This is a genomic window from Peribacillus sedimenti (genome assembly GCF_046237635.1).
Lineage (GTDB): Bacteria > Bacillota > Bacilli > Bacillales > DSM-1321 > Peribacillus > Peribacillus sedimenti.
In genome coordinates, this window is record NZ_CP143547.1 from 4,920,001 (window position 1) to 4,942,747 (window position 22,747).

The window sequence follows — 22,747 nt, forward strand, 5'->3', positions numbered from 1 at the left end:
ATATCCTTAGAAAGGAGGTGATCCAGCCGCACCTTCCGATACGGCTACCTTGTTACGACTTCACCCCAATCATCTGTCCCACCTTAGGCGGCTGGCTCCAAAAGGTTACCTCACCGACTTCGGGTGTTACAAACTCTCGTGGTGTGACGGGCGGTGTGTACAAGGCCCGGGAACGTATTCACCGCGGCATGCTGATCCGCGATTACTAGCGATTCCGGCTTCATGCAGGCGAGTTGCAGCCTGCAATCCGAACTGAGAATGGCTTTATGGGATTGGCTCGGCCTCGCGGCTTCGCTGCCCTTTGTACCATCCATTGTAGCACGTGTGTAGCCCAGGTCATAAGGGGCATGATGATTTGACGTCATCCCCACCTTCCTCCGGTTTGTCACCGGCAGTCACCTTAGAGTGCCCAACTGAATGCTGGCAACTAAGATCAAGGGTTGCGCTCGTTGCGGGACTTAACCCAACATCTCACGACACGAGCTGACGACAACCATGCACCACCTGTCACTCTGTCCCCCGAAGGGGAACGCCCTATCTCTAGGGAAGTCAGAGGATGTCAAGACCTGGTAAGGTTCTTCGCGTTGCTTCGAATTAAACCACATGCTCCACCGCTTGTGCGGGCCCCCGTCAATTCCTTTGAGTTTCAGCCTTGCGGCCGTACTCCCCAGGCGGAGTGCTTAATGCGTTTGCTGCAGCACTAAAGGGCGGAAACCCTCTAACACTTAGCACTCATCGTTTACGGCGTGGACTACCAGGGTATCTAATCCTGTTCGCTCCCCACGCTTTCGCGCCTCAGCGTCAGTTACAGACCAGAGAGTCGCCTTCGCCACTGGTGTTCCTCCACATCTCTACGCATTTCACCGCTACACGTGGAATTCCACTCTCCTCTTCTGCACTCAAGTCCCCCAGTTTCCAATGACCCTCCACGGTTGAGCCGTGGGCTTTCACATCAGACTTAAAGGACCGCCTGCGCGCGCTTTACGCCCAATAATTCCGGACAACGCTTGCCACCTACGTATTACCGCGGCTGCTGGCACGTAGTTAGCCGTGGCTTTCTGGTCAGGTACCGTCAAGGTGCCAGCAGTTACTCTGGCACTTGTTCTTCCCTGACAACAGAGCTTTACGACCCGAAGGCCTTCTTCGCTCACGCGGCGTTGCTCCGTCAGACTTTCGTCCATTGCGGAAGATTCCCTACTGCTGCCTCCCGTAGGAGTCTGGGCCGTGTCTCAGTCCCAGTGTGGCCGATCACCCTCTCAGGTCGGCTACGCATCGTCGCCTTGGTGGGCCATTACCCCACCAACTAGCTAATGCGCCGCGGGCCCATCTGTAAGTGACAGCCGAAACCGTCTTTCCATCTTCCCCCATGCGGGGGAAGAACCTATCCGGTATTAGCTCCGGTTTCCCGAAGTTATCCCAGTCTTACAGGCAGGTTGCCCACGTGTTACTCACCCGTCCGCCGCTGACTTCCGGGAGCAAGCTCCCTTCTGTCCGCTCGACTTGCATGTATTAGGCACGCCGCCAGCGTTCGTCCTGAGCCAGGATCAAACTCTCCGATAGAATTTGTGACGCACATGGATGTGCTAACATCGGCGTTGTCACAGGACGTGACGATCTTAGCCGATGATCCTTAACTCTTGTACTTTTAAAGTGTGTACTCACTATCATTTAGACGTCTTATTTCTAAAAAGAAACAAGAATCTGGCGCTTGTTTTGTTCAGTTTTCAAAGAGCAATTATCACTACTTTATTATCTTACCATACTTTCAATCAGATGTCAACTTCTACGAAATTATTTCTGATGTCTTAATCGCCATATTGCTAAGCGACTTCCTTAGTATAGAACATGTAGAGAACTTTGTCAACATCAGTTTCAACAACAACTTTTTTAATCATTGAAATTGGCGACTAATAAAGAATACCCTGTATTACTATGAAAGTCAATAACTTTTCTCAAATAACTTTTGACCGTGTTCTACAAATATATAAAGAGGACCTTCACAATGAAGATCCTCTACTGTTTACATTTTTTCCGGCGCTGATACTCCGATTAATGCTAAAGCATTTTTCAGGGTGATCTGTACAGCTTTAACCAATCCCACTCTCGCTTTACTTCTCTCCATTTCTGAAACATCCAATACCTTGTCCGCATTATAAAAACTATGGAAGGTAGAGGCAAGATCATAAATATAGTTAGTAATACGATGAGGCATTCGCTTGTCAGCAGCTTCGGCGATTGCCTGAGGGAATTCACCGATTTTTTTCAGAAGCTCCATTTCTTTCTCGGATGAAATCGACGAAAAATCGGCAGCGTCCCCTACATTAATATTCAACTCCTCGCCCTGGCGAAGAATGCTTGAAATCCTTGCATGAGCGTATTGCGCATAAAACACAGGGTTGTCATTTGACTGAGAGACAGCCAGGTCTAAGTCAAAATCCATGTGCGTGTCCGCACTCCTCATGGCAAAGAAATAACGGGTTGCATCCAATCCTACTTCTTCAATTAGGTCACGCATGGTCACCGCTTTCCCTGTCCGTTTACTCATTTTCATTTTTTCGCCGTTTTTGTACAAATGAACCAATTGAATGATTTCGACTTCCAACTGGTCCCGTTCATATCCTAATGCTTCAATGGCAGCCTTCATACGCGGTATATAGCCATGATGGTCAGCACCCCAGATATTGATCAGTTTCTGGAACCCACGCTCCAGCTTATCTCTATGGTAAGCCAGGTCAGGAGTTAAATACGTATAAGATCCGTCCTGCTTGATCAAAACACGGTCCTTGTCATCCCCTAGCTCGGTAGAACGGAACCATGTAGCTCCATCCTGTTCATAGATATGGCCCCTATCTTTTAACACAGATAAAGCTGCGTCAATTTTGCCATTTTGATATAGTGATGTTTCTGAGTACCATACATCAAATTTAACGCGGAAATTCTCAAGATCCCGCTTTAACTTTTCCATTTCATACTTCAAACCATATTCTCTGAAGAAGTCAAAACGCTCTTTTTCATCTGCTTTTACAAACTTATCACCGTGTTCCTGTGCCAACTTCTTTCCGATCCCGATGATATCCTCGCCATGGTACCCATCCTCCGGCATTGGCTTATCCATCCCAAGAGCCTGGTAATATCTTGCTTCTACAGATTTTGCAAGGTTATTGATCTGGTTGCCTGCATCATTTATGTAATATTCCCTCGTTACATCAAACCCGGCCTTTTCCAAGACATTGCACAGGGAATCACCGACAGCGGCACCGCGTGCATGTCCAAGGTGAAGGTCCCCTGTTGGGTTTGCTGAAACAAACTCTACCTGCACTTTGACTTTATTGCCAAAATCACTTTCTCCGTAACGTTCACCAGCACTTAGTACCGCTGGAATCAACTCTGTTAAATAATCATTGTCCATATAGAAGTTAATGAATCCCGGGCCGGCAATTTCGATTTTCTCTATGGAAGCCTTCGAGCGGTCAAAGTTCTCTATTAGTGCTTCAGCAATCATCCGGGGTGCTTTTTTTGCAACCCTGGCCAATTGCATTGCCATATTTGTCGAATAATCTCCATGTGCCTTATCCTTAGGCATCTCCAATATAACATCAGGAATTTGGTCTTCAGTCGCCAGACCAGCCTTTATAACGGCTTCTTTAATCTCATTTTTTACTTTGTCCTGAACCTCTTTTACAATATTCATGACCCTACTCCTCCTCCTTATACTTTATGACCATTATGTAATGACCTAATGACTCTTCTTGCATGATTAACTCATAATGAAAAGTAAATTCGCCTTCATTCTGTTCATCGAAAAACACATGGTGAATGGATTTCGTTTTTGTTACCATCGGCAAGGTACCGTATAAGCTTTCATAGTGGCCCCGTGTAATACCGCCTGGGCGAAATAGCTGCCGCATTTTAACAGCTCCCCCCCTCATTAACAGGGCCTCTGCGTTTTTATATTTAATGGTTGTGTTGGTCTTGCCCGCTTCAGTTTCTTCTGTGTATTGCAGATAAATATCATTTTTCTTTATAAGTACAGTTCCTGATGTAACCAATTCATAAGATTCTTTCTCTTTACCATTTTGGATGGTAGTCTGAAGGGTAACTTTAACTTTCAGTTTTTCTGTGTCCTGTAAAGACAAGGGCTACACTTCCTTAATCAATCGTCCTATAACTTAATAAGTATAATTATTCTTGCCATAAGTTTCAACTTACATAATGGCAACTAAATATAAAAAGCCCGCTCTTAAAAGAGCCGGGCTTAAGACATATCATTAACGTTTTTGGACCCATCCCAAAATCATTTCACGAATAAGCTTGCTTGCCGTATTCGCAGTTTGTTCAGATACATCATATACTGGCGCCACTTCTACTAAATCGCACCCAACTACCTTAACATCTGACTTTGCGATGGCATGGATCGATGCCAGCAATTCTCTAGATGTAATCCCTCCTGCATCTACAGTTCCCGTTCCAGGAGCATGGGCTGGATCCAATACGTCTATGTCAATTGTCACATAAACCGGACGGCCGGCCAAGGATGGCAATATTTCCTTAAGTGGTTTCAGCACTTCGAATTTTGAAATATGCATCCCATTTTCCTTGGCCCATTGGAATTCTTCCTTCATTCCAGAGCGGATACCAAAAGAATAAACATTTTTAGGGCCGATATGTTCTGCTATTTTCCGGATAGGAGTTGAATGGGAAAGTGGTTCACCTTCATATTCCTCACGCAGATCTGTATGCGCATCCATATGGATAATGGCCAAATCAGGATATTTCTTGTATACTGCCTTCATTACCGGCCATGCGACCAGATGCTCTCCTCCCATCCCAAGCGGAAATTTGCCGGAATCAAGGACTTTCCCTACAAATTCTTCAATTAAATCAAGACTTCTTTGCGCATTTCCAAATGGTAAAGGAATATCTCCTGCGTCAAAATATTTCACTTCTTCCAGTTCACGGTCCAGGTAGGCGCTATATTCTTCAAGCCCAATAGAAACCTCTCGAATCCTTGCGGGACCGAACCTGGAACCAGGCCGATAGCTTACAGTCCAGTCCATCGGCATTCCGTATATCACAGCCTCAGATTCTTCAAAATCAGGATGGCTCTTAATAAAAACATTACCAGAATACGCTTCGTCAAATCTCATAAAAAATCCTCCTTCATATAAAAAAAGGAAAGGAGATCAATGCATCCCCTCTCCTATTGGAATAGCTTATTTGATTAAGTCTTGGACAAATTTAGGAAGCACAAAAGCCGCTTTATGAAGTTCTTTCGTATAATACTTTGTTTCAATTTCATGGAAGCGCTCTTCACTTACTTCAAGCGGATCATATTTTTTGGAACCGATAGTGAATGTCCATAGACCGCTTGGGTACGTAGGGATATTTGCAATATATAGACGTGTGATCGGGAAGATTTCCTTTACATCCCTCTGTACGTCAGTAATTAATTCAGCCTTGAACCACGGATTGTCTGTTTGGGCGACAAAAATGCCGTCTTCTTTTAAAGCCTTTGAAATGCCAGCATAAAAGCCTTTTGTAAACAGATTTACAGCAGGTCCAACCGGTTCTGTTGAATCAACCATGATTACATCATATTCGTTTTCACTTTTTGCAATATGCATAAAGCCGTCATCCACTTGAACATCCACGCGGGAGTCATCCAATTTCCCTGCAATTTCAGGAAGATACTTTTTCGAATACTCTATAACCTTCCCGTCAATATCGACCAAAGTAGCCTTTTTCACACTCTGATGTTTAAGGACTTCACGGATCACTCCTCCGTCTCCTCCACCGACAACAAGAACATTTTCTGGATTAGGATGAGTAAATAGCGGCACATGCGCTACCATCTCGTGATATACAAACTCATCTCTTTGAGATGTCATAACCATTTCATCAAGAAGAAGCATATTACCCCATTCTTCTGTTTCTACCATATCTAGCTTTTGAAACTCAGTTTGTTCTGTATGTAAAGTGCGGTTCACTTTCATTGTGATGCCATAGTTGTCCGTCTGCTTTTCTGTAAACCAGATACCCATCACTGATCGCTTCCTTTCGTATGTTATGTTGTTATTTCACACCACTATTAACATTCCCTAACAACTAAAATACAAACAGCATATAAAAGCGTAAGTGCCCAGTTAAGATGGTCTTCAAGCATAACCTGCCACGTCCTGTGGCAACATTGGCACTTGAGCATCCTTGCGTCGAGGCTAGGCACTGAGCCAGAAACCATTAAAGCACAAGTGCTTTGAACAGAACTAATCAAAATGCAGCAAATAACGCATACACCCAATATGACGAATTGATAGTTTTTGAATTACAAAAGGAAGTATAGCAAAAATCCCCAAATGGTGTCATACCTATTTTGTTTTGCTCACTAACTAGAAAAAGTATAGTGCAATATCCCAAAAATGCAAGAAATTTTTTTCAATTTCCGGCCCGTAGGTTTAAAACAAACCAATTAAATTCATACTGACTAATAATCTCTTTTATAGGTTTTTTCGTTTCATTTTTAATGCAAGATGAGACGGCATTCTATTCAGCCAGGCGTCTCTCATCGCAGAAGACAGCCATTATAAAGATGAACCCAAGGTGGTGAAGATTAATGGAGCTGAATACAGGCCAATTATTTAACAAAACAACAAAGTATATACGGGCAGGCGTGATCCTGATGGGCATTGGAATTGCAATTATCCTTTTATTGTTTGCCTGCCTTTTCATTTATGCCAAGCTGGCCGGCCCTCCTCCATTGGCAGTGCCTCAATCCACGCTATATTATAGCAGCGACGGAACTCTCATTGGAGAAAGCAATAACGGACAGAAACGTTATTGGGCTGAACTTGAGGATATATCCCCCAACCTAGTGGCTGCTACCATTTCTGTAGAGGACAGACAGTTCTTTGAGCACCATGGCTTTGATATAAAGCGAATAGGCGCTGCTGTCCTGGCAGATATCAGCGCAATGTCTAAGGTGCAAGGGGCAAGTACCATCACGCAGCAATATGCAAGAAATCTTTTTCTAAGTCATGACAAGACATGGAAAAGGAAAATACACGAGGCTTTCTATGCGTTTCGTCTGGAAATGAATTATTCCAAAAAAGAGATACTGGAGGGGTACCTGAATACAATCTATTATGGACACGGCACTTACGGGGCTGAAGCAGCTAGCCAATATTATTTCGGAAAGAGTGCAAAGAAGCTTTCGATCGCAGAGGCCAGTATGTTAGCCGGCATCCCAAAAGGACCCTCCTCCTTTTCTCCCTTTGTAAATATGGAAAAGGCAAAGCAAAGGCAGAATATTGTATTAAGCTCCATGGTTTCTAAGGGAATGCTTACAGATCAAGCTAAAAACAAGGAATTCCGAACAAAGCTGCATTTGAGGGCTGAGCAGAAGACAGAACAAAAGGCAATAGCACCTTTCTTCCAGGATGCAGTAAAACAGGCATTAAGGACTCAATTGAAAATGGACGAGCGCACCATAGAACTGGGAGGATTAAGAGTTTATACCACCCTTGATTTGAGACAGCAGAAAATCGCGGAAAAATCCTTTGATGAAATTATCTCAAAGGACTCTTCGATCCAGGGTTCGCTTATTGCCATGAATCCAAGGAATGGCCAAGTAAAAGCACTGGTGGGTGGACGTAACTATGATGAAAGTTCTTATAACCGGGTGACTCAGTCAACCCGTCAGCCTGGTTCAACAATCAAACCGCTGCTTTATTATGCTGCTCTTGAAAAAGGATTTACACCTTCTACTACCTTAAAAAGTGAATTGACTACTTTTCGGTATGATGGCGGTAAATCCGAATATACGCCGCATAACTTCAATCACCAATATGCTGATTCGGAAATCACCCTGGCGCAGGCCCTTGCTCTCTCCGATAATGTGTTTGCGGTTAAAACAAACCTGTTTCTCGGTGAAAAAACACTGATTGATACAGCACGGCGTTTCGGTCTTACAACTAAGGTCGCGAATGTTCCTTCTTCAGCTCTGGGAACCTCCGGAGTTAAAGCCATTGAAATGGTCAATGCCTACAGTATGTTGGCTAATGGCGGAAAAAAGATAGAGGCTGTTTTCATCAGAAAAGTGGAAAATCATAAAGGAGAAGTGCTATTTGAACAAGGCGGGAAGCCAAAACAAGTCCTGGATCCAGACCGAAGCTTTGTCTTGACCAGTATGCTGACAGGCATGTTTGACGAGAAATTGAATGGATACACAAAGGTAACTGGTAATGCCATCATTCCTCGACTGACTAGGACATACGCAGGAAAATCAGGGACAACAGAATACGACAGCTGGATGATAGGCTACACCCCTCAGCTCGCAACTGGTGTGTGGGTGGGATACGACCAGCCACAGAAAATCACTGTCCCTGAAGAAAAGACCTATGCCAAGAATATCTGGGCACAGTTTATGGAAGAAGGATTGGCAAGCTCTAAGTCAAAAGCTTTTAAGCCTACCTCTCATGCGGTGGGCGTGTATATAGACCCAAGTAACGGACTGATTGCAACTGATCAGTGTCCTGTAAAGAGACTTACTTATTTCGTGGAAGGCACTGAGCCGCAGGAGTATTGTACGGAGCACATCGGAGACGGACACACAGGTTCCCCAAACAGGGACCATCCAAATGAAAAAGACAACGCCACCTGGTACAAAAAGTTTTTACATCTCTGGGGAAGGTAACAAATTCGATGACCCCCTGCCTGAAAATGTGCAAGCCTGTGATCAATAATGACTAATATGCTAATGAAAAAACCTCGATACCGTTGTCTCGAGGTTTTTCCTGTCCTAGTTCATAGCGCTTACTCGCTGTCTTAATTTTACTTTTTTTGCATGACTTCGACAAGTGCAAAAATACCAATCAGAACACTTTTTTACAATCTTTCTCTCTGCTGGAAAGGGATTGGATATGTTATTTAAACGGCAAGCTCCTGCTTCAATTTATCTGAAGACCTATCCCACATGTCTTTATTATGCTGCTGCAAAAATGCACTCAGCAACGCTTTCGATTTGGCATCCATGTGGTCGACCATTATATGCCGTTTTAAAGATTTGTCCATTTTATTCACATGCTCGGGAAGCGATTTGTACCCTCTTCGTATGGATCTGTCCACCGTCATCTCACACGCTGTTACACCCGCATAATATGGTCCTGTCTCAGTAGTCTCAATTGTTACCCATACCAGCCAATACGGCTTCCCATTAGGAACTTCTTCTTTGCTTTTCAGGAATTTAATTCCCCGTTCGACCGCACTTCTTGCATGCATGGCTCCAATATCGACCACGGCCTCGCCTTCCTCCACGTCTATAATGACCGGAGAGATATTATCCAGTGTTAAAACTCCTGCACCGTAACCGCCATGGCCTTCAGTAGGGTCGTTTTTAATAATATTAAAACCTATCTTCTCTTTAGGTTTATCGTTATCCATCGTTCTATTCCTCCTCTGGGTGAGAACCTTTTATAAAAATATATTGGCAAAAAAACTGCTCATGCCTTGAATTACTGTCGGCAAAACCACCTGAAAAATAGGTGTGATGGTGTAATTGCTTAAAGGTGTTATGACTATGATCAGAAAGATTAATGCCCCATATGCTTCATACTGTGTCATCTTTGCCCGAATATGCGACGGAGCAAGATCCTCCAAAATTCGGTAACCGTCAAGCGGAGGGATCGGCAGAAGATTAAAAATAAAGAGTATCACATTGATCTGTATCAGCAAATCAAGAAAGTTGTAAACATATTCATTTCCGCCAAGTCCAGTCGACATCAAACCGTAATAAAGGATAAAACCCAATGAAGCAACGATCAGGTTGCTGAAAGGCCCCATAAATGAAACCATAACCCCTGCCAGATGCGGCCTTTTAAAATAATGCCGGTTCACCGGAACAGGCTTCGCCCATCCAAATCCTATGACCAGCAATAGCAGAGTTCCCAAAGGGTCGATATGGCTCATAGGATTTAACGTAACCCTTCCCTGGTTCTTTGCTGTTGGATCACCGAATTTATATGCTACGAATGCATGCGCAAATTCATGCACAGTAAATGCTATTAATAAAACTGCTACCACATACGGTATCTTTTCCAATTCAAATGCTAAATAACGGTCTAAAAAATCGATAAGCCCCTGCATCCCTAATACCCACTCTCCCTTACTACAGTTAGTATACATGAAAGACAATAAAATTTAAAAATACACTGTACGGTATACAGAAAATTTTCCATAAAACGGAATCAAGCAGCTTGCAATTCAGAAATGAGTATGAAACACTACAAACATAAGAAGAAAGGGGCCAACATACATGCCATATGTGACAGTAAAAATGCTTGAAGGGCGTTCTGAGGAACAAAAGAAGAATTTAGTTGAAAAAGTGACAGAAGCAGTTGTTGAGACAACTGGTGCTCCCAAGGATAAAGTAGTTGTGTTCATTGAAGAAATGTCAAAAAATCATTACGGTGTTGCGGGGAAACGTTTAAGCGACGAGTAATTATAGAAAGCTTGGCAACGGATCTTGTTGCCAAGCTTATTTAATAGCCATTTTGCTGATCTGCCTGGCAGCATGCTCATAATGTTTTTTAGTCAGTCATAAAAAACAATGCCAAACTGTCCTTTTCACTACAGTTAACACTGCTGTCATGCAGCATGTAAATCGGACAGCCTAGCATGTTCTATACATTCAATATCCTTAATGAGCTACAGGATGGGCTTTTGATTGCAGCTCTGCAATGTATTCATAAGCTTGGTCTATCTCGGAAAGCGTGTATTTTTGGTTTTCCTTTAATGTGAAAATCTTATCAGCAACTTCCGCTTTCTCTAGAGTATCAAAATACAGAATGGTAGAAACAAGCTCTAAAAAACGAGGATTTTGCTGATTCATATCGATCAGGCAGCCTTCTAGTTCCGGCATATCGAGCTCATGCATGGAAAGAAAGTCCTTTCCGGCGTCCGTAATAGAATAACAGTATTGGTAATAGCCTGACTTCTGTTCCTTCTTCTCATTCAGATATCCCATATTACATAATTCTTCAATCCTTAAAGTCAGTTCTTCTGAATATGGCCCATAAAAATGAAAATGAAACTTTTCCTGGAATGGAAATGACATTTTCTTTGCTATATAGATTATTTTCTGGAGTTTCTTTCTACCGGAGATTTCCCCAGCAACAGAAATTGCATTGATAATTTTTGCATGTTCCTTGAACAAGGCATTCACCCCTTACCCTACTTGCATTTTTCTAAGACTAGGATCCAATACGGCCTGAATATAGTTATCAATCCTGTAAATCCAGGAGTTGTCTAATCTGTCTCTTTGTTGTTTTCTTAGCGGTTTCATCCCGCAGCAGGTCCTCCGGAAAGTACAGCTTATGGTCCGTCCTTCTCTTCCCGGATATCGCATCGACAATCTCGGATTCCCGGGATAATTCCCTGATTTCTCCGTTATTTTTCAGCAAATGTATCGGAACTCGTTCCTCTTCTTCCCCGGGCCGATAGAAATCGTACGGCAGGTCTGATGACGAGTCCACCACTAAATAGTATTCCGGATCGATTCCGGCTTTTTTAAAAAGCCTCGTCAGCTCCATCAATTTATTCATTTGATCATTTGAAGGATGGAATTCTACATATTTGAATAGCTTTCTGTTAATAAAACGTCTGCATAGATCCCGCAGTATTGAGTCATTTTCTTCTTCCCATATCTGAAAATAATAGAGCATGACCGATTCATCCATTCTCAGATAATCCTCCAAGGACACATTGCCGTTGAACATGGAATGAAAATGTACCGGTTCCAACTGGAAAGTGTAACCCGTTTCATACAGGTGTTTGGCTCTATGTAAAATCTTGGTGAGGATTACTTCTGCGCTTCTCGTAACCGGATGAAAATAAACCTGCCAATACATTTGATAACGGCTCATTATATAATCCTCTACGGCATGCATTCCGCTCTGTTTAATTACGACACCGTCTTCCCTGGGCCTCATTACACGAAGAATTCTCTCCATATCGAAATGGCCATAGCTGACCCCGGTAAAATAAGCATCCCTTTGCAGATAATCCATCCGGTCTGCATCGATTTGACTGGAAATCATGCTGACAACCAGCTTGCTTCCGTATGTTTTGGCGATTACCTCAGCTACTTTCTTAGGAAACGACCTATCCACTTTGCGCAGCACCTGATTTACTTCTGTATCTCCAAGTACAATTTGTTGTGTAAAATGCTCGTGGTCAAGGTCAAACACCTTTTCAAATGAGTGGGAGAATGGTCCGTGCCCAAGATCATGAAGCAATGCGGCACATAGGCACACCAAGCGTTCATCTTCATCCCACTCCGGCCTGCCAGCAAACACATCGTCTATCATCCTGCGTACGATTTCATACACTCCAAGAGAATGGTTAAGTCTGCTATGTTCAGCACCATGGAAGGTCAAATAGGTAGTTCCAAGCTGTCGCACACGGCGAAGCCGCTGGAATTCCTTCGTTCCGATCAAATCCCATATCACCCTGTCACGTACATGGACATACCGGTGTACCGGATCTTTAAACACCTTTTCTTCACTTAACTTTTCCCGGGAATATGCCATTTTCTACCCTCATTCGTCAAAGTCTATCATGCTTTCATTATATCGCGTTCCCATAAAAAATCCCACTTTCCCTGGCGCCGTGTCTAAAGAAGATAAAGTGAGCAAAACCTTGAAAACATATAAAAAATGTCATTTTTTGACGAAAAAATATTCTTTTTTATTTTTACCCTTACTTACTGGATGCATAACCAAAAAATGCAATAACACTCTGTATTACACCTTTGGAAGCTACAGAATTTCAAAACGATTCCCCTGCTATGTTACTTCCTTATTAACCTCATCAATCACAGGATTGCCCGCGCATGTAATATGCTTCATGTCTTCTGCAGGTTCCTGTTTCCTGGCTTGCGAGCACTTCACCTGAGATTTCCACCAAATCTCCCTGCTCAGTTATTTGCAATGATTCGGACAACTTTCCTTTTATACTATCTGATTACTGAAAAAATACTAGTAGCCTGTATAAACATCGAATTTTATGTACAAGATGTAATTAACAGACAGGCATGACTTAAGTGCACGTTCATCCTGCCGTAATTCTTAGCATATTAACGAATTAGTAAGCTATCAATTTCTATGTAAAAGGAAAGGGAGTAGGTAAAGAATGAAAGTACGCCAAGATGCATGGACAGAAGAAGACGATTTATTATTGGCCGAGACAGTATTGCGCCATGTCCGTGAAGGGAGCACCCAATTAAACGCATTCGAAGAGGTTGGGGACAAGCTTAACAGGACTTCAGCAGCTTGTGGATTTCGTTGGAACGCAGTGGTCCGCCATAATTATGACAAGGCGCTGCAACTAGCCAAAAAACAAAGAAAGCAACGCCAGCGCATACTCGGGAAGGACCAGGGAGGGAAAAAGAAACTTCTTTATACCCCGCCTTCTCCGTTAATTCAAGAGATTGTGATTGAAGAATCGGACATGAACGAAGAAGAATTAGAGACTATCAATTATCCTGTTTCTGAACCTATGATGCAGGTTATGCCAGTCATTTACCAGGAACCAGTCCGCCAGCATGTTCTATCAGCTGGATCAGAAATGACGATGGATACTGTGATCGCTTATCTGCAATCTGTGAATACCAGCCATCTTCAAACAGAAGTTTTAAAGTCAGAGAACGAAAGATTGAAATTGGAGATTAGAGAGCTGAAAAAACGCAATCATGAACTGGAGAAAAAGGTAGACAGCCTTGAACAAAACACCGGCATGATTCAAGAGGATTATGAAACATTGATGAAAATTATGAACAGAGCCAGGAAGCTCGTACTGCTGGAAGACGACGAGCGCCCAGCAACAAAGTTTAAGATGGACCGCAATGGCAATCTTGAAAAGCTCGCTGAATAAACGGCAGACTAATAAACCAGCATTCTGCTAAGCATTAGAGTTTTGGAGAGTAAATGCTTATCAAGCCAGAATTACATTTAGACATTCAAAATATACCGTTAAATCCATATTATAGTACTTTAAGTAGACTTCCTCAATCACCGCTTGTAGCTTATACGTCAGGATCGCTCAGGCGAGACCGAGATAACAACCTACTGGCGATTAAAATAAACAATGCTTTCAGCCGGGGCTGAAAGCATTGTTATGTTGCGGTTTAAATGTATCTATTAACTTTTTCTTCTGCTTACGCAAAATATTAAATGCATCTGGCGGGCCATCCGTGTAAGTAACATTTCTTTTAACTTAGATGATCTGTAAGGCTTTATCGTTCCGTTCCACTATTCTAGCATAATAAGCTTCAAATTGAGGCAATTCTTCCTGCGAAAGCTGGCTGCTATATATATTGGCACTAAACTTTTTTAATACCTGCAGAAATCGCAGCATGACATCGGAGATTGTTAATTCAACTGACAGAAGCTCAGAGAGAGAAGCCATCAGTTCCGGCTTAATGCAAGGATAAACAAATTTGGTTTCTTTGTCTCCTTTCGCCAATCCATAAAAGCGGCGTACAAGAGACGCTCTTTCCGATCCGGAACCATTCACTGACAAGTATATCTGAACTGCGACCCCGCCTTTTATTCTTCTCTGTGAGATCCCGGCGAATTTTTTCCCACCTATGCTAAGGTCATAGCTGCCAGGACAATATGACCCGACAATTTCTCTTGCCTCAATATTCATTCCAAATTCGGCAAACATATGCTTGATAAGTATCCACATCGTTTCATAACCCCGGTTTATATCGATCTTCCCCTGAGTCTCTGGAAAGATAAGCGAAAGATTTAAAACTCCACTGTCCAAAACGACAGCTAGTCCGCCTGAATTTCTTACAATCACTTCATAGCCCATTTTATTAAGATAATCAATACCTCTGCTAAGAAAAGGAAGTCTTGTATCCTGTATCCCCAGAACTATGGTTTGATGATGGACCCAGGACCTGGCTGCAGCAGGTGAATGTCCAGAACCAACTGAAGCACACAAAGTGTCATCCATGGCAAATGATTGGAGAGCAGGAAAGGCAGGGCCCATGGAGGATTGATCAATTATACGCCAGGTCGGCTGATGCAATAATTCGACTTCGTTCATGGCTATCTTCCTTCGTTGTAAATATCCCCTATTATAACATAGACAAACGCCTACTGAAAAAACGGGCTTGTCTACAGGATATTTTTATTTAGCCTGTTAAAGGGGTCTGTTGGTTTCCGTTCCAGGCGCTTCACTTTTCGCAGGACGGACGGTGGTGAGCCTTCTCGTCACTGCTGCTCCTTACACTTCAGTCAGCTGGATTTAAATCTTGTGATGGCTTTGTCGATTACCATTTTAAAAAATGGATGACATAAAATGATGGCATGCTTTGGACAGCGCTGAGGCGATTTGGAAAATTATCGATGCAGGTGTGATGCTTGATTTGCACTGTCATGAGTTATGGGGCAACTGGAGCTAGGGTAAAAACAAGGGTAAAAAGTTTGAAACCGGTGCACTCTTCACTAAAAAACTTAAAGGAAATTACAAAAGGGTTCGGAATGCTTCCATTCCGTCCCCCTTTTGTCGACAATCTGAACAGTATAAAATTGCGCAGCCAGCGCTGTTTTTACTTTGTTAGAGCCTGAGCAGCAGTAATTAGTGCAAGCTTATAAACATCCTCTTCATTGCAGCCTCTTGACAGGTCATTGACCGGACGATTCAAGCCTTGAAGAATCGGACCTACCGCTTCAAAGTTTCCTAAGCGCTGCGCTATTTTGTAGCCAATATTCCCCGCTTCAAGGCTTGGGAAAATAAATATATTTGCGTTCCCCTGAATCGGTGAATCAGGTGCTTTCTTTTGTGCCACAGATGGAACAAATGCTGCATCAAATTGGAATTCTCCATCGAGCGTTAAAAGCGGATCAATTAGCTTTGCTTTTTCAACGGCTTCTGCTACCTTTTCGGTTTCAGGAGATTTCGCAGAACCCTTTGTTGAAAAGCTCAGCATTGCCACGCTAGGTTCAATATCAAACATCCGTGCAGTCTTCGCACTTTCTATTGCAATTTCGGCTAAATCGCTGCTATCTGGCGCTATGTTAATGGCGCAATCGGCAAAAACGTATTTTTCGCCCTCACGTACCATGATGAAAACTCCAGAAGTTTTTTTGACGCCTTCTTTCGTTTTAATGATTTGCAGAGCAGGACGGACCGTATCCGCAGTTGAATGTGCCGCTCCGCTAACCAAACCGTCTGCATTATTGGTGTGGACCAGCATGGTGCCGAAATAGTTCTCATCAAGCAGGATCCTTCTGGCGTCTTCCTCTGTTGCCTTCCCCTTTCGGCGCTCCACGAAAGAAGCAACCAATTCATCCATCATGATAAAAGTAACTGGGTCGTAAATTTCAATGGACTCCAGGTTAACATTCAGTTCTTTTGCCTTTTTTTGCACCATTTCAATATTCCCAACAAGGATTGGCCTAACCAGGTTTTCTTCCGCCAATCTGCCTGCAGCAACCAGGATTCGTTCATCTGTGCCCTCAGGAAATACAATCCTTAGATTATGGCCTGAAATCTTCTCTTTCAAAGTTTCAAATAAATTGCTCATTGAGCATCCTCCTTCGTTTCCATCATTATCGCTCTCAACCATCTTGTTATGTTTGCTAAACGCCGTATACGGACTATGGCTTCGAGATCCGTATTTTCCTTCCTTAGAATAACCGTTCCATGTAAAAATTTCTATTGATGTAAGAAATGTCAACGCTTCCATGTGAATTTTCTTTTTATTATGAAAAATGACAGTTGCCTTCCTTTAAAATGTTCTCCCTTTTTGATTTATTTAAACCTTTATTTGTATTTATGGAGATCTTGTCTTTCACTAGAAAATGGATCATTTTATCTCTATTGAGTCGTTTCAGGGTGGAATTTTAAAAAAGCCCTGTTACAAGGAGTATAATTCAAGGTCTGTTAGACCCAGGCTTCACCGCAATGTTTATCTGGCATTTCTATAGGAAAGGCTTACAAATGTGGCTTTTCATTGAACTTTTCTGTTATATCAATGGTTTAGGGGTTTGTACAATTTCCTTTAAAACAAACTATGGTATAGTATGGTTATACATAATGAATCAATAGGAGTGATCGTAATGGTTGAAGCAGCAGAGACCCTTGATGGCTGGTATGTTTTGCACGATTTCAGGTCAATGGATTGGACTACGTGGAAAATGCTGCCCGAGGAGGAACGCCAAGAGGCTATTTCTGAATTCCACGCCTTCTTAGATAAGTGGAACACAACACAAAGCAACAATGAAGGCAGCCATGCGCTATATTCAATCGTTGGCCAAAAAGCTGACTTTATGCTTATGTTCCTCCGTCCTACAATGGAGGAATTAAACCAAATTGAACTTGAATTCAATAAATCTAAGCTTGCAGAATTCACAGTTCCTGCTCAATCTTACGTATCTGTAGTGGAATTGAGCAACTATCTTGCAGCTGGTGAAGACCCATACCAAAACCCTCATGTCCGTGCACGCCTGTATCCTATCCTGCCTAAAGCGAAGCATGTATGCTTCTATCCAATGGATAAGCGGCGCCAGGGCAATGATAACTGGTATATGCTGCCTATGGATGAACGGAAAAGCCTGATGAGATCCCACGGCATGATTGGCCGTAAATATGCAGGCAAGGTCAAACAGATCATTTCTGGTTCTGTTGGTTTCGATGATTATGAATGGGGTGTAACTCTATTCTCTGATGATGTGCTGCAGTTCAAAAAGCTTGTTTATGAAATGCGCTTTGATGAAGTCAGCGCACGGTATGGAGAATTCGGCTCCTTCTTCGTTGGAAACATCCTTCCTGAAGATGGAATTGAAGCCTTCTTGCATGTTTAATGGTTAGCTCCCTTATTGGGAGCTTTTTTATGCCCTCCCTCTTACCCTCAAAAAAACCGCGGTTAAAATGGTCTAATTTAACAGCTTCCACCGTATAAATGAAATAGTCTTGATTAACATCCACTATCAATACCTCTGCCATTTCAAGATAAACTGAGAGGTGATTCTGGCTCAGGGTATATTCAGCCAGCATGATATGCTGGATTCTCACTGCTTACATGAAGGCTAGCTCATGAACAAACGTGACGTACAACAAGATTGGGAGGGAAATAAATGAGTCAGCAGCAAAATCCAAATCCGTATGCGAATTTTGGTTATTCGGCACCATACTATCCCTACGCTAATGTAAATGCCGCAAATCCCCCAAAAGCCGCGGAACAGCGACAAACAGGTGCCGGTTATCCACAGTATCCAACTGGATATCAGCCACAGCCTCAAGCCGGACCTTCTCCTGGGCAGCCGGGACCCGGAGGTCAGCTGCCGCTTGAAGAATCATATATAGAAAATATATTACGACTAAATAGAGGGAAACTCGCAACAGTATACATGACATTTGAAGGGAACAATGAGTGGAATGCCAAAATCTTCAGAGGACTCATTGAAGCAGCCGGCCGTGACCATTTAATCTTAAGTGACCCGCAAACAGGGATGCGCTACCTTCTATTAATGGTAAACCTTGATTATGTGACGTTCGAAGAAGAAATTGAATACCAAGCAGGCTATGGCGGAGGAGGAGGTATGGCTTCTTATCCTCCGAGATAATGTGAATAGCAAAAAAACCGGACTGAGATTTCCCCTGCTCCGGTTTTTCCATTTATAGATTCTTATACACAGCCACGATTAAAAGGATCCAGGCAGCGAGAAAAGATAAACCACCTAAAGGTGTGATGGCTCCTAATACTTTTATTTGAGTTACACTTAAGACATAAAGACTGCCTGAAAATAAAATGATACCAATGAACATTAACCATCCTGACCAGTTTAACAAAGGGCTAGACATTTTACCTAGCAAAAGAGCAATAACCAACAACCCTGTTGCATGGAACATTTCATATTGTACTGCTGTTTTCCATGTCTCCAGGTATTTATCGGGTATTTTCCCCTCAAGTCCATGTGCTCCAAATGCTCCCAGCGCTACACATATAAAAGCATTAATGGCTCCCAAGATTAAAAAAAGCTTCATGTATTATTCTCCTCTCATGACTGGGTTTTCCTTAAAAATCAAACAGAGAATCCCCATTTGCATCATCCATCCTTACTGGTTTTGCAGCAGGGGCAGAGGCTGCGGTCGGCTGAACCGGAACCGTATTTGCTGTCATATGTACGGAATAAGAGTTTTGTGATGAACCTGTACCGCTGGTTGAACTAGAAGGCATCCCAGTACCTTCAGTCATTAACTCGCATAAAGCCTGCACGGCCGTAATATATCCATTGCGCTTTTCTATTGAATCCGCGGTTTTGGCTCTGTTTATTAAGTCTTCCATCTTATTAAAAACCTTTGCTGCAGATATATCCATTACAAACACCTCAAGATCCCCTATTTATCAACAGTATAAGCATACCAAATATTATAGCACCATACAAAGCATGCTTATCCCTTCTTGTCGAATGGCTTTTTATTTCTTTGCTTCGAATTTCATACATATCTTTCCTGAAGAACGGTAGACCTCTACTGACGGCAGATTGGAAGACTTAAATGAGAATGCACGGCATCCTTTTGGGAAATGCCTGTCCCACGTAATATAAAAGTATTTGCATTTATTGCAATTTATTCTATTAACACTCACTAAAGAAGCACCCTTATTATATTTTTGTGTAACGACAATGTTCCATGTGAAACATTGCCGTTACATTACTCTCTTACAAGTCAGAAATCTGCCAATTTATTTCGGTTTCCCCTAATTCCTTTAGATAGCTATTAACCTTCGAAAATGGCCTGCTTCCAAAGAAACCCCTCTTCGCTGATAGAGGACTGGGATGTGCAGATGTAATGATTTTGTGGCGATTTGTGTCTATAAGCGGCAGTTTACTTTGAGCCGGCTTTCCCCACAGCACAAAAATAATCGGCTTATCCCTGTTGCTTAACTGCTTTATTATTTCATCCGTGTAGATTTCCCATCCTTTTCCACGGTGAGAATGAGCCTGTCCGTCTCTGACCGTCAAAACTGTGTTAAGAAGCAAGACTCCCTGGTGTGCCCATTCTACTAATGAACCGTTATTCGGAATTGGACAGCCCATATCTTGATGAAGCTCCTTAAAAATATTCCTTAATGACGGCGGCAGAGGCACTCCAGGCTTAACCGAAAAGCTCAGCCCATGCGCCTGATTCGGTCCGTGATAAGGATCCTGCCCCAAAATAACTACCTTGACCTTGCTATAAGGAGTAAACTGAAGCGCATTGAAAATATCTTCTACATCTGGATGAATTATGTGGCTATTATACTCTTTGTCTAAAAAATCTTTCAATCGGTGAAAGTAATCCTTTTCAAATTCTTCTGCCAGTATCTGCTTCCAGTCACTTTGCAGTATTGTCATTTCCATTTTGCCGATTCTCCTTCCTTAAATAGCCGTTTTCTACCTACTTACCACTAAAGATAGAAAACATGCCATTTCCTTGAACACTATCTATTTATATCGGATAGCATCGAACGGATTGATTCGAAACAGGGGTTTTAATAGCATCTCGATGGGTTAAATATAATACATACCTTAATTGTCCGCATAGGACTATTAATAAACTATCGAAGGAGGAATCTATTATGTATCAAGTACATGTTGTAGAGAATGGAGTTCAGGCGATGCAGAAAATTGAACAGCTGTTAACAACAGGTTTTACAAAGGATGACCTCTACCTTTTTGCACATGACAAGGACCGTTCTGAACACCTGACAGAAAACACTGGTACAGGTGAAATCGGCATGAAGGAGCAAGGTTTATTGAACTCCGTTGGAAATATGTTCAAATCCCGCGGTGATGAGCTGCGTTCCAAGATGAGCTCCCTAGGACTGACCCAAGAAGAAGCGGAGCAGTACGAAAAGGACCTGGACAAAGGAAAAGTAGTGCTCGTTGTAAGCAAGGACACAAACGTTACACATTAAAAAATTGGCTGACTCCCCGTCAGCCAATTTTTTCATCCCAGTATCCTTTGATACATTGCCTTCGCATGGGCCATATCCTTAGTTCCATGGATTAATGCTCTTCCATCCGCAAATACTACCATACGTTCCCCATTTTTTTCAATAGACGCAAGGAAAGGATTGGATTTTACATCATACCCGCTTCCGCTAAGATCTGCTTTAAGCTTCTCCAACTGAATGTTTAAGGGCCTTGGCGGTCTCACCTGCACTGTATCCCTACCGCATAGGACCGTTGTCTTTGTTGCATTTTCCAAGGTCAGAAAAGGATAAGTAGGATGCTCCCCGCAAGAAAGGCAGTCCGATTTTTTGGCTCTGCCAACCTTCATGCTTTGATATTGATTTCGCCATAAGTCAAACGTAACAAAGGATGGGCGCAGCGCTTCAAAATCTTCTACCAAAATTTTTAAAGCCTCTGCAGATTGATGAGCTACTACCATCTGCACAGCCGGAGCAATAATTCCCCCTGTATCACAAGTCATTCCCTGTACAGGAATGGAACGCAGCAGACAATTCATGCAAGGTGTTACTCCCGGGATGACCGTAAAGCTCATTCCAACACTTCCAACACAGGCACCGTAAATCCAGGGAATTTTGTGTTTCTGCGCCAGGTCATTGATCACCATTCTCGTTTCAAAATTGTCGGTGGCATCAATTAAGAGCGATACGTCATTTAGTAACGGTTCAAGAGAACTTGCTGTGGCATCCATAATGACAGGACTTATTTCGACATCCTGGTTAATGCGCTGTAAATGATTATTGGCAGCTTCTGCTTTCGGCAGCTTTTCCAGCACATCTGCTTCATTATAAAGCTGTTGGCGCTGGAGGTTGCTCTCCTCCACATAATCACGGTCTACAATCGTAAGCCTTCCGACTCCTGCCCTCACAAAGAATTCTGCATTTGCCGATCCAAGCGCGCCAGCACCAACAATCAGCACATGTTTGCTTCGTATTTTGGTTTGTCCATGTTCCCCAATTTGCGGAAACAGCATCTGCCTTGAATATCTTTCTTTCATTGGTAATCTCTCCTAGCTAGCAAATGGCCTCAGCCTCCGCTTACCGGAGGAATGAATGCTACTGTATCTCCATCGGAAAGCATCGTTTCATCATCCGCAAATTCTTCATTCACAGCTGTCATAACAGAGGTAAGGCCGTTCACTCCAAAATTTGAGGATATATGCTCCTTCAGCTGTGCGACAGTCCAGTCATTCGCAGCTACTGCTGCCTCCTCCACTCCAGCATCATCTTTCAATTGTGCAAAAAACAATACTTTAATCATTCAGATCCTCCTCCTCGGGCTTGCCCGATGGATACCGCTTTGTTTCAAGCTGGTTTCCTATCCACTCTTCTCCATCTTCCCAATGTTCCTTTTTCCAAATCGGAACGATCTCTTTAATGCGCTCAATCGCATATCGATTGGCTTCATAGGCGTCGTTTCGGTGCGGTGTGCTTATTGCTATCACTACAGCTACATCCGTAATATCCAGTTTGCCTACGCGGTGAGTAATTGCAACTATCGCATCCGGCCAGCGTTTTTGGATCTCTTCTCCTATTTGTTCAAGCTTTTTCACAGCCATAGGTATGTACGCTTCATATACGAGATAAAGCGTTTTTTTCCCTTTCGTTAACTCGCGGACCGTTCCAATAAAAGTAGTGATTGCACCCGCTTCCCGGGCCACCACCTTATCAATCACTTCCTGTATTTGAATGGGCTCTTTAGATATTTCAAAGTTCATCTTCTCACCC

General features: G+C 42.9%; 22 protein-coding genes and 1 rRNA gene. 6 read left to right on the forward strand and 17 right to left on the reverse strand.

The window, feature by feature from the left end:
- Positions 1-10: 10 nt before the first annotated feature.
- The 5 genes from V1500_RS23970 to speE form a co-directional block, all read right to left on the reverse strand.
- Positions 11-1,560 (reverse strand): 16S ribosomal RNA (locus V1500_RS23970).
- A 460-nt stretch (positions 1,561-2,020) separates the two neighbouring features.
- The gene (gene argS, locus V1500_RS23975) at positions 2,021-3,691 is read right to left on the reverse strand and encodes an arginine--tRNA ligase (protein ID WP_409303274.1); all 1,671 of its coding nucleotides are present in this window, start codon (positions 3,689-3,691) and stop codon (positions 2,021-2,023) included.
- 4 nt (positions 3,692-3,695) lie between these two features.
- Positions 3,696-4,136 carry a DUF1934 domain-containing protein gene (locus V1500_RS23980; RefSeq protein WP_409303276.1) on the reverse strand — a complete coding sequence of 147 codons (441 nt, stop codon included), beginning with the start codon at positions 4,134-4,136 and terminating at the stop codon, positions 3,696-3,698.
- 132 nt (positions 4,137-4,268) lie between these two features.
- Positions 4,269-5,147 carry an agmatinase gene (gene speB, locus V1500_RS23985; protein WP_409303278.1) on the reverse strand — a complete coding sequence of 293 codons (879 nt, stop codon included), beginning with the start codon at positions 5,145-5,147 and terminating at the stop codon, positions 4,269-4,271.
- A gap of 66 nt (positions 5,148-5,213) precedes the next feature.
- Positions 5,214-6,041 (reverse strand): spermidine synthase, encoded by an 828-nt coding sequence (gene speE, locus V1500_RS23990; protein WP_409306104.1) that lies wholly within the window; start codon positions 6,039-6,041, stop codon positions 5,214-5,216.
- A gap of 569 nt (positions 6,042-6,610) precedes the next feature.
- Between speE and V1500_RS23995 the strand changes: the two genes are divergently transcribed.
- Complete coding sequence (locus V1500_RS23995) at positions 6,611-8,689, forward strand: transglycosylase domain-containing protein (protein WP_409303280.1); 2,079 nt, start codon at positions 6,611-6,613, stop codon at positions 8,687-8,689.
- A 233-nt stretch (positions 8,690-8,922) separates the two neighbouring features.
- Here the strand turns inward: V1500_RS23995 and V1500_RS24000 are convergent, their stop codons facing one another.
- Both V1500_RS24000 and V1500_RS24005 read right to left on the reverse strand, forming a co-directional pair.
- Complete coding sequence (locus tag V1500_RS24000) at positions 8,923-9,435, reverse strand: YwhD family protein (RefSeq protein WP_409303282.1); 513 nt, start codon at positions 9,433-9,435, stop codon at positions 8,923-8,925.
- A gap of 30 nt (positions 9,436-9,465) precedes the next feature.
- The gene (locus V1500_RS24005; RefSeq protein WP_409303284.1) at positions 9,466-10,137 is read right to left on the reverse strand and encodes a site-2 protease family protein; all 672 of its coding nucleotides are present in this window, start codon (positions 10,135-10,137) and stop codon (positions 9,466-9,468) included.
- A 169-nt stretch (positions 10,138-10,306) separates the two neighbouring features.
- Between V1500_RS24005 and V1500_RS24010 the strand changes: the two genes are divergently transcribed.
- Positions 10,307-10,492 carry a 2-hydroxymuconate tautomerase gene (locus V1500_RS24010; RefSeq protein WP_409303286.1) on the forward strand — a complete coding sequence of 62 codons (186 nt, stop codon included), beginning with the start codon at positions 10,307-10,309 and terminating at the stop codon, positions 10,490-10,492.
- A gap of 198 nt (positions 10,493-10,690) precedes the next feature.
- On the opposite strand, the gene V1500_RS24015 is transcribed toward V1500_RS24010, so the two are convergent.
- Together V1500_RS24015 and V1500_RS24020 are read right to left on the reverse strand one after the other, a co-directional pair.
- A complete protein-coding gene (locus tag V1500_RS24015; protein ID WP_409303288.1) occupies positions 10,691-11,206 on the reverse strand; it encodes a YwgA family protein in 516 nt (171 codons plus the stop codon).
- A gap of 67 nt (positions 11,207-11,273) precedes the next feature.
- Entirely contained in the window at positions 11,274-12,581 is a 1,308-nt protein-coding gene (locus V1500_RS24020; RefSeq protein ID WP_409303290.1) for an HD domain-containing protein, read from the reverse strand.
- 601 nt (positions 12,582-13,182) lie between these two features.
- On the opposite strand from V1500_RS24020, the gene V1500_RS24025 reads away from it, so the two are divergent.
- Positions 13,183-13,923, forward strand: a complete 741-nt coding sequence (locus V1500_RS24025) for an RsfA family transcriptional regulator (protein ID WP_409303292.1) — start codon at positions 13,183-13,185, stop codon at positions 13,921-13,923.
- Between the two features lie 342 nt (positions 13,924-14,265).
- Here V1500_RS24025 and V1500_RS24030 read toward each other — a convergent pair whose 3' ends face one another.
- Both V1500_RS24030 and pta read right to left on the reverse strand, forming a co-directional pair.
- Entirely contained in the window at positions 14,266-15,105 is an 840-nt protein-coding gene (locus V1500_RS24030; RefSeq protein ID WP_409303294.1) for a biotin/lipoate A/B protein ligase family protein, read from the reverse strand.
- Positions 15,106-15,610: 505 nt separating this feature from the next.
- On the reverse strand, positions 15,611-16,588 hold the full coding sequence (gene pta, locus V1500_RS24035) for a phosphate acetyltransferase (protein ID WP_409303296.1): 978 nt from the start codon (positions 16,586-16,588) through the stop codon (positions 15,611-15,613).
- A gap of 535 nt (positions 16,589-17,123) precedes the next feature.
- On the opposite strand from pta, the gene hemQ reads away from it, so the two are divergent.
- On the forward strand, positions 17,124-17,867 hold the full coding sequence (hemQ, locus tag V1500_RS24040) for a hydrogen peroxide-dependent heme synthase (RefSeq protein WP_409303298.1): 744 nt from the start codon (positions 17,124-17,126) through the stop codon (positions 17,865-17,867).
- 273 nt (positions 17,868-18,140) lie between these two features.
- The gene (gerQ, locus tag V1500_RS24045) at positions 18,141-18,629 is read left to right on the forward strand and encodes a spore coat protein GerQ (protein ID WP_409303300.1); all 489 of its coding nucleotides are present in this window, start codon (positions 18,141-18,143) and stop codon (positions 18,627-18,629) included.
- Positions 18,630-18,681: 52 nt separating this feature from the next.
- On the opposite strand, the gene V1500_RS24050 is transcribed toward gerQ, so the two are convergent.
- The 3 genes from V1500_RS24050 to V1500_RS24060 all read right to left on the reverse strand — a co-directional run bounded on the left by V1500_RS24050 (position 18,682) and on the right by V1500_RS24060 (position 20,408).
- A complete protein-coding gene (locus V1500_RS24050; protein WP_409303302.1) occupies positions 18,682-19,050 on the reverse strand; it encodes a DUF423 domain-containing protein in 369 nt (122 codons plus the stop codon).
- Positions 19,051-19,081: 31 nt separating this feature from the next.
- Positions 19,082-19,384, reverse strand: coding sequence for a YwdI family protein (locus tag V1500_RS24055; protein WP_409306105.1), 303 nt, complete (start codon positions 19,382-19,384; stop codon positions 19,082-19,084).
- 343 nt (positions 19,385-19,727) lie between these two features.
- On the reverse strand, positions 19,728-20,408 hold the full coding sequence (locus V1500_RS24060) for a uracil-DNA glycosylase (protein ID WP_409303304.1): 681 nt from the start codon (positions 20,406-20,408) through the stop codon (positions 19,728-19,730).
- A gap of 218 nt (positions 20,409-20,626) precedes the next feature.
- On the opposite strand from V1500_RS24060, the gene V1500_RS24065 reads away from it, so the two are divergent.
- Positions 20,627-20,965, forward strand: a complete 339-nt coding sequence (locus tag V1500_RS24065; protein WP_409303306.1) for a general stress protein — start codon at positions 20,627-20,629, stop codon at positions 20,963-20,965.
- 32 nt (positions 20,966-20,997) lie between these two features.
- Here the strand turns inward: V1500_RS24065 and V1500_RS24070 are convergent, their stop codons facing one another.
- From V1500_RS24070 to V1500_RS24080, 3 genes are read right to left on the reverse strand one after another with little or no spacing between them, the layout of a single operon-like run.
- Complete coding sequence (locus V1500_RS24070) at positions 20,998-22,017, reverse strand: MoeB/ThiF family adenylyltransferase (protein ID WP_409303308.1); 1,020 nt, start codon at positions 22,015-22,017, stop codon at positions 20,998-21,000.
- A gap of 29 nt (positions 22,018-22,046) precedes the next feature.
- Positions 22,047-22,280 carry a molybdopterin converting factor subunit 1 gene (moaD, locus tag V1500_RS24075; protein ID WP_409303310.1) on the reverse strand — a complete coding sequence of 78 codons (234 nt, stop codon included), beginning with the start codon at positions 22,278-22,280 and terminating at the stop codon, positions 22,047-22,049.
- Positions 22,273-22,737: a molybdenum cofactor biosynthesis protein MoaE gene (locus V1500_RS24080; RefSeq protein ID WP_409303312.1), complete on the reverse strand. Its 465-nt coding sequence runs from the start codon at positions 22,735-22,737 to the stop codon at positions 22,273-22,275. The genes moaD and V1500_RS24080 overlap by 8 nt, the downstream gene beginning before the upstream one ends.
- Positions 22,738-22,747 lie beyond the last annotated feature (10 nt).

Bases quoted from the DNA above. Each gene is read 5' to 3' on its own strand.
- argS (WP_409303274.1), bottom strand. From the start codon at position 3,691: ATGAATATTGTAAAAGAGGTTCAGGACAAAGTAAAAAATGAGATTAAA.
- speB (WP_409303278.1), bottom strand. From the start codon at position 5,147: ATGAGATTTGACGAAGCGTATTCTGGTAATGTTTTTATTAAGAGCCAT.
- speE (WP_409306104.1), bottom strand. From the start codon at position 6,041: ATGGGTATCTGGTTTACAGAAAAGCAGACGGACAACTATGGCATCACA.
- V1500_RS23995 (WP_409303280.1), top strand. From the start codon at position 6,611: ATGGAGCTGAATACAGGCCAATTATTTAACAAAACAACAAAGTATATA.
- V1500_RS24000 (WP_409303282.1), bottom strand. From the start codon at position 9,435: ATGGATAACGATAAACCTAAAGAGAAGATAGGTTTTAATATTATTAAA.
- V1500_RS24005 (WP_409303284.1), bottom strand. From the start codon at position 10,137: ATGCAGGGGCTTATCGATTTTTTAGACCGTTATTTAGCATTTGAATTG.
- V1500_RS24010 (WP_409303286.1), top strand. From the start codon at position 10,307: ATGCCATATGTGACAGTAAAAATGCTTGAAGGGCGTTCTGAGGAACAA.
- V1500_RS24020 (WP_409303290.1), bottom strand. From the start codon at position 12,581: ATGGCATATTCCCGGGAAAAGTTAAGTGAAGAAAAGGTGTTTAAAGAT.
- V1500_RS24025 (WP_409303292.1), top strand. From the start codon at position 13,183: ATGAAAGTACGCCAAGATGCATGGACAGAAGAAGACGATTTATTATTG.
- V1500_RS24030 (WP_409303294.1), bottom strand. From the start codon at position 15,105: ATGAACGAAGTCGAATTATTGCATCAGCCGACCTGGCGTATAATTGAT.
- pta (WP_409303296.1), bottom strand. From the start codon at position 16,588: ATGAGCAATTTATTTGAAACTTTGAAAGAGAAGATTTCAGGCCATAAT.
- hemQ (WP_409303298.1), top strand. From the start codon at position 17,124: ATGGTTGAAGCAGCAGAGACCCTTGATGGCTGGTATGTTTTGCACGAT.
- gerQ (WP_409303300.1), top strand. From the start codon at position 18,141: ATGAGTCAGCAGCAAAATCCAAATCCGTATGCGAATTTTGGTTATTCG.
- V1500_RS24050 (WP_409303302.1), bottom strand. From the start codon at position 19,050: ATGAAGCTTTTTTTAATCTTGGGAGCCATTAATGCTTTTATATGTGTA.
- V1500_RS24055 (WP_409306105.1), bottom strand. From the start codon at position 19,384: ATGGATATATCTGCAGCAAAGGTTTTTAATAAGATGGAAGACTTAATA.
- V1500_RS24060 (WP_409303304.1), bottom strand. From the start codon at position 20,408: ATGGAAATGACAATACTGCAAAGTGACTGGAAGCAGATACTGGCAGAA.
- V1500_RS24065 (WP_409303306.1), top strand. From the start codon at position 20,627: ATGTATCAAGTACATGTTGTAGAGAATGGAGTTCAGGCGATGCAGAAA.
- V1500_RS24070 (WP_409303308.1), bottom strand. From the start codon at position 22,017: ATGAAAGAAAGATATTCAAGGCAGATGCTGTTTCCGCAAATTGGGGAA.
- moaD (WP_409303310.1), bottom strand. From the start codon at position 22,280: ATGATTAAAGTATTGTTTTTTGCACAATTGAAAGATGATGCTGGAGTG.
- V1500_RS24080 (WP_409303312.1), bottom strand. From the start codon at position 22,737: ATGAACTTTGAAATATCTAAAGAGCCCATTCAAATACAGGAAGTGATT.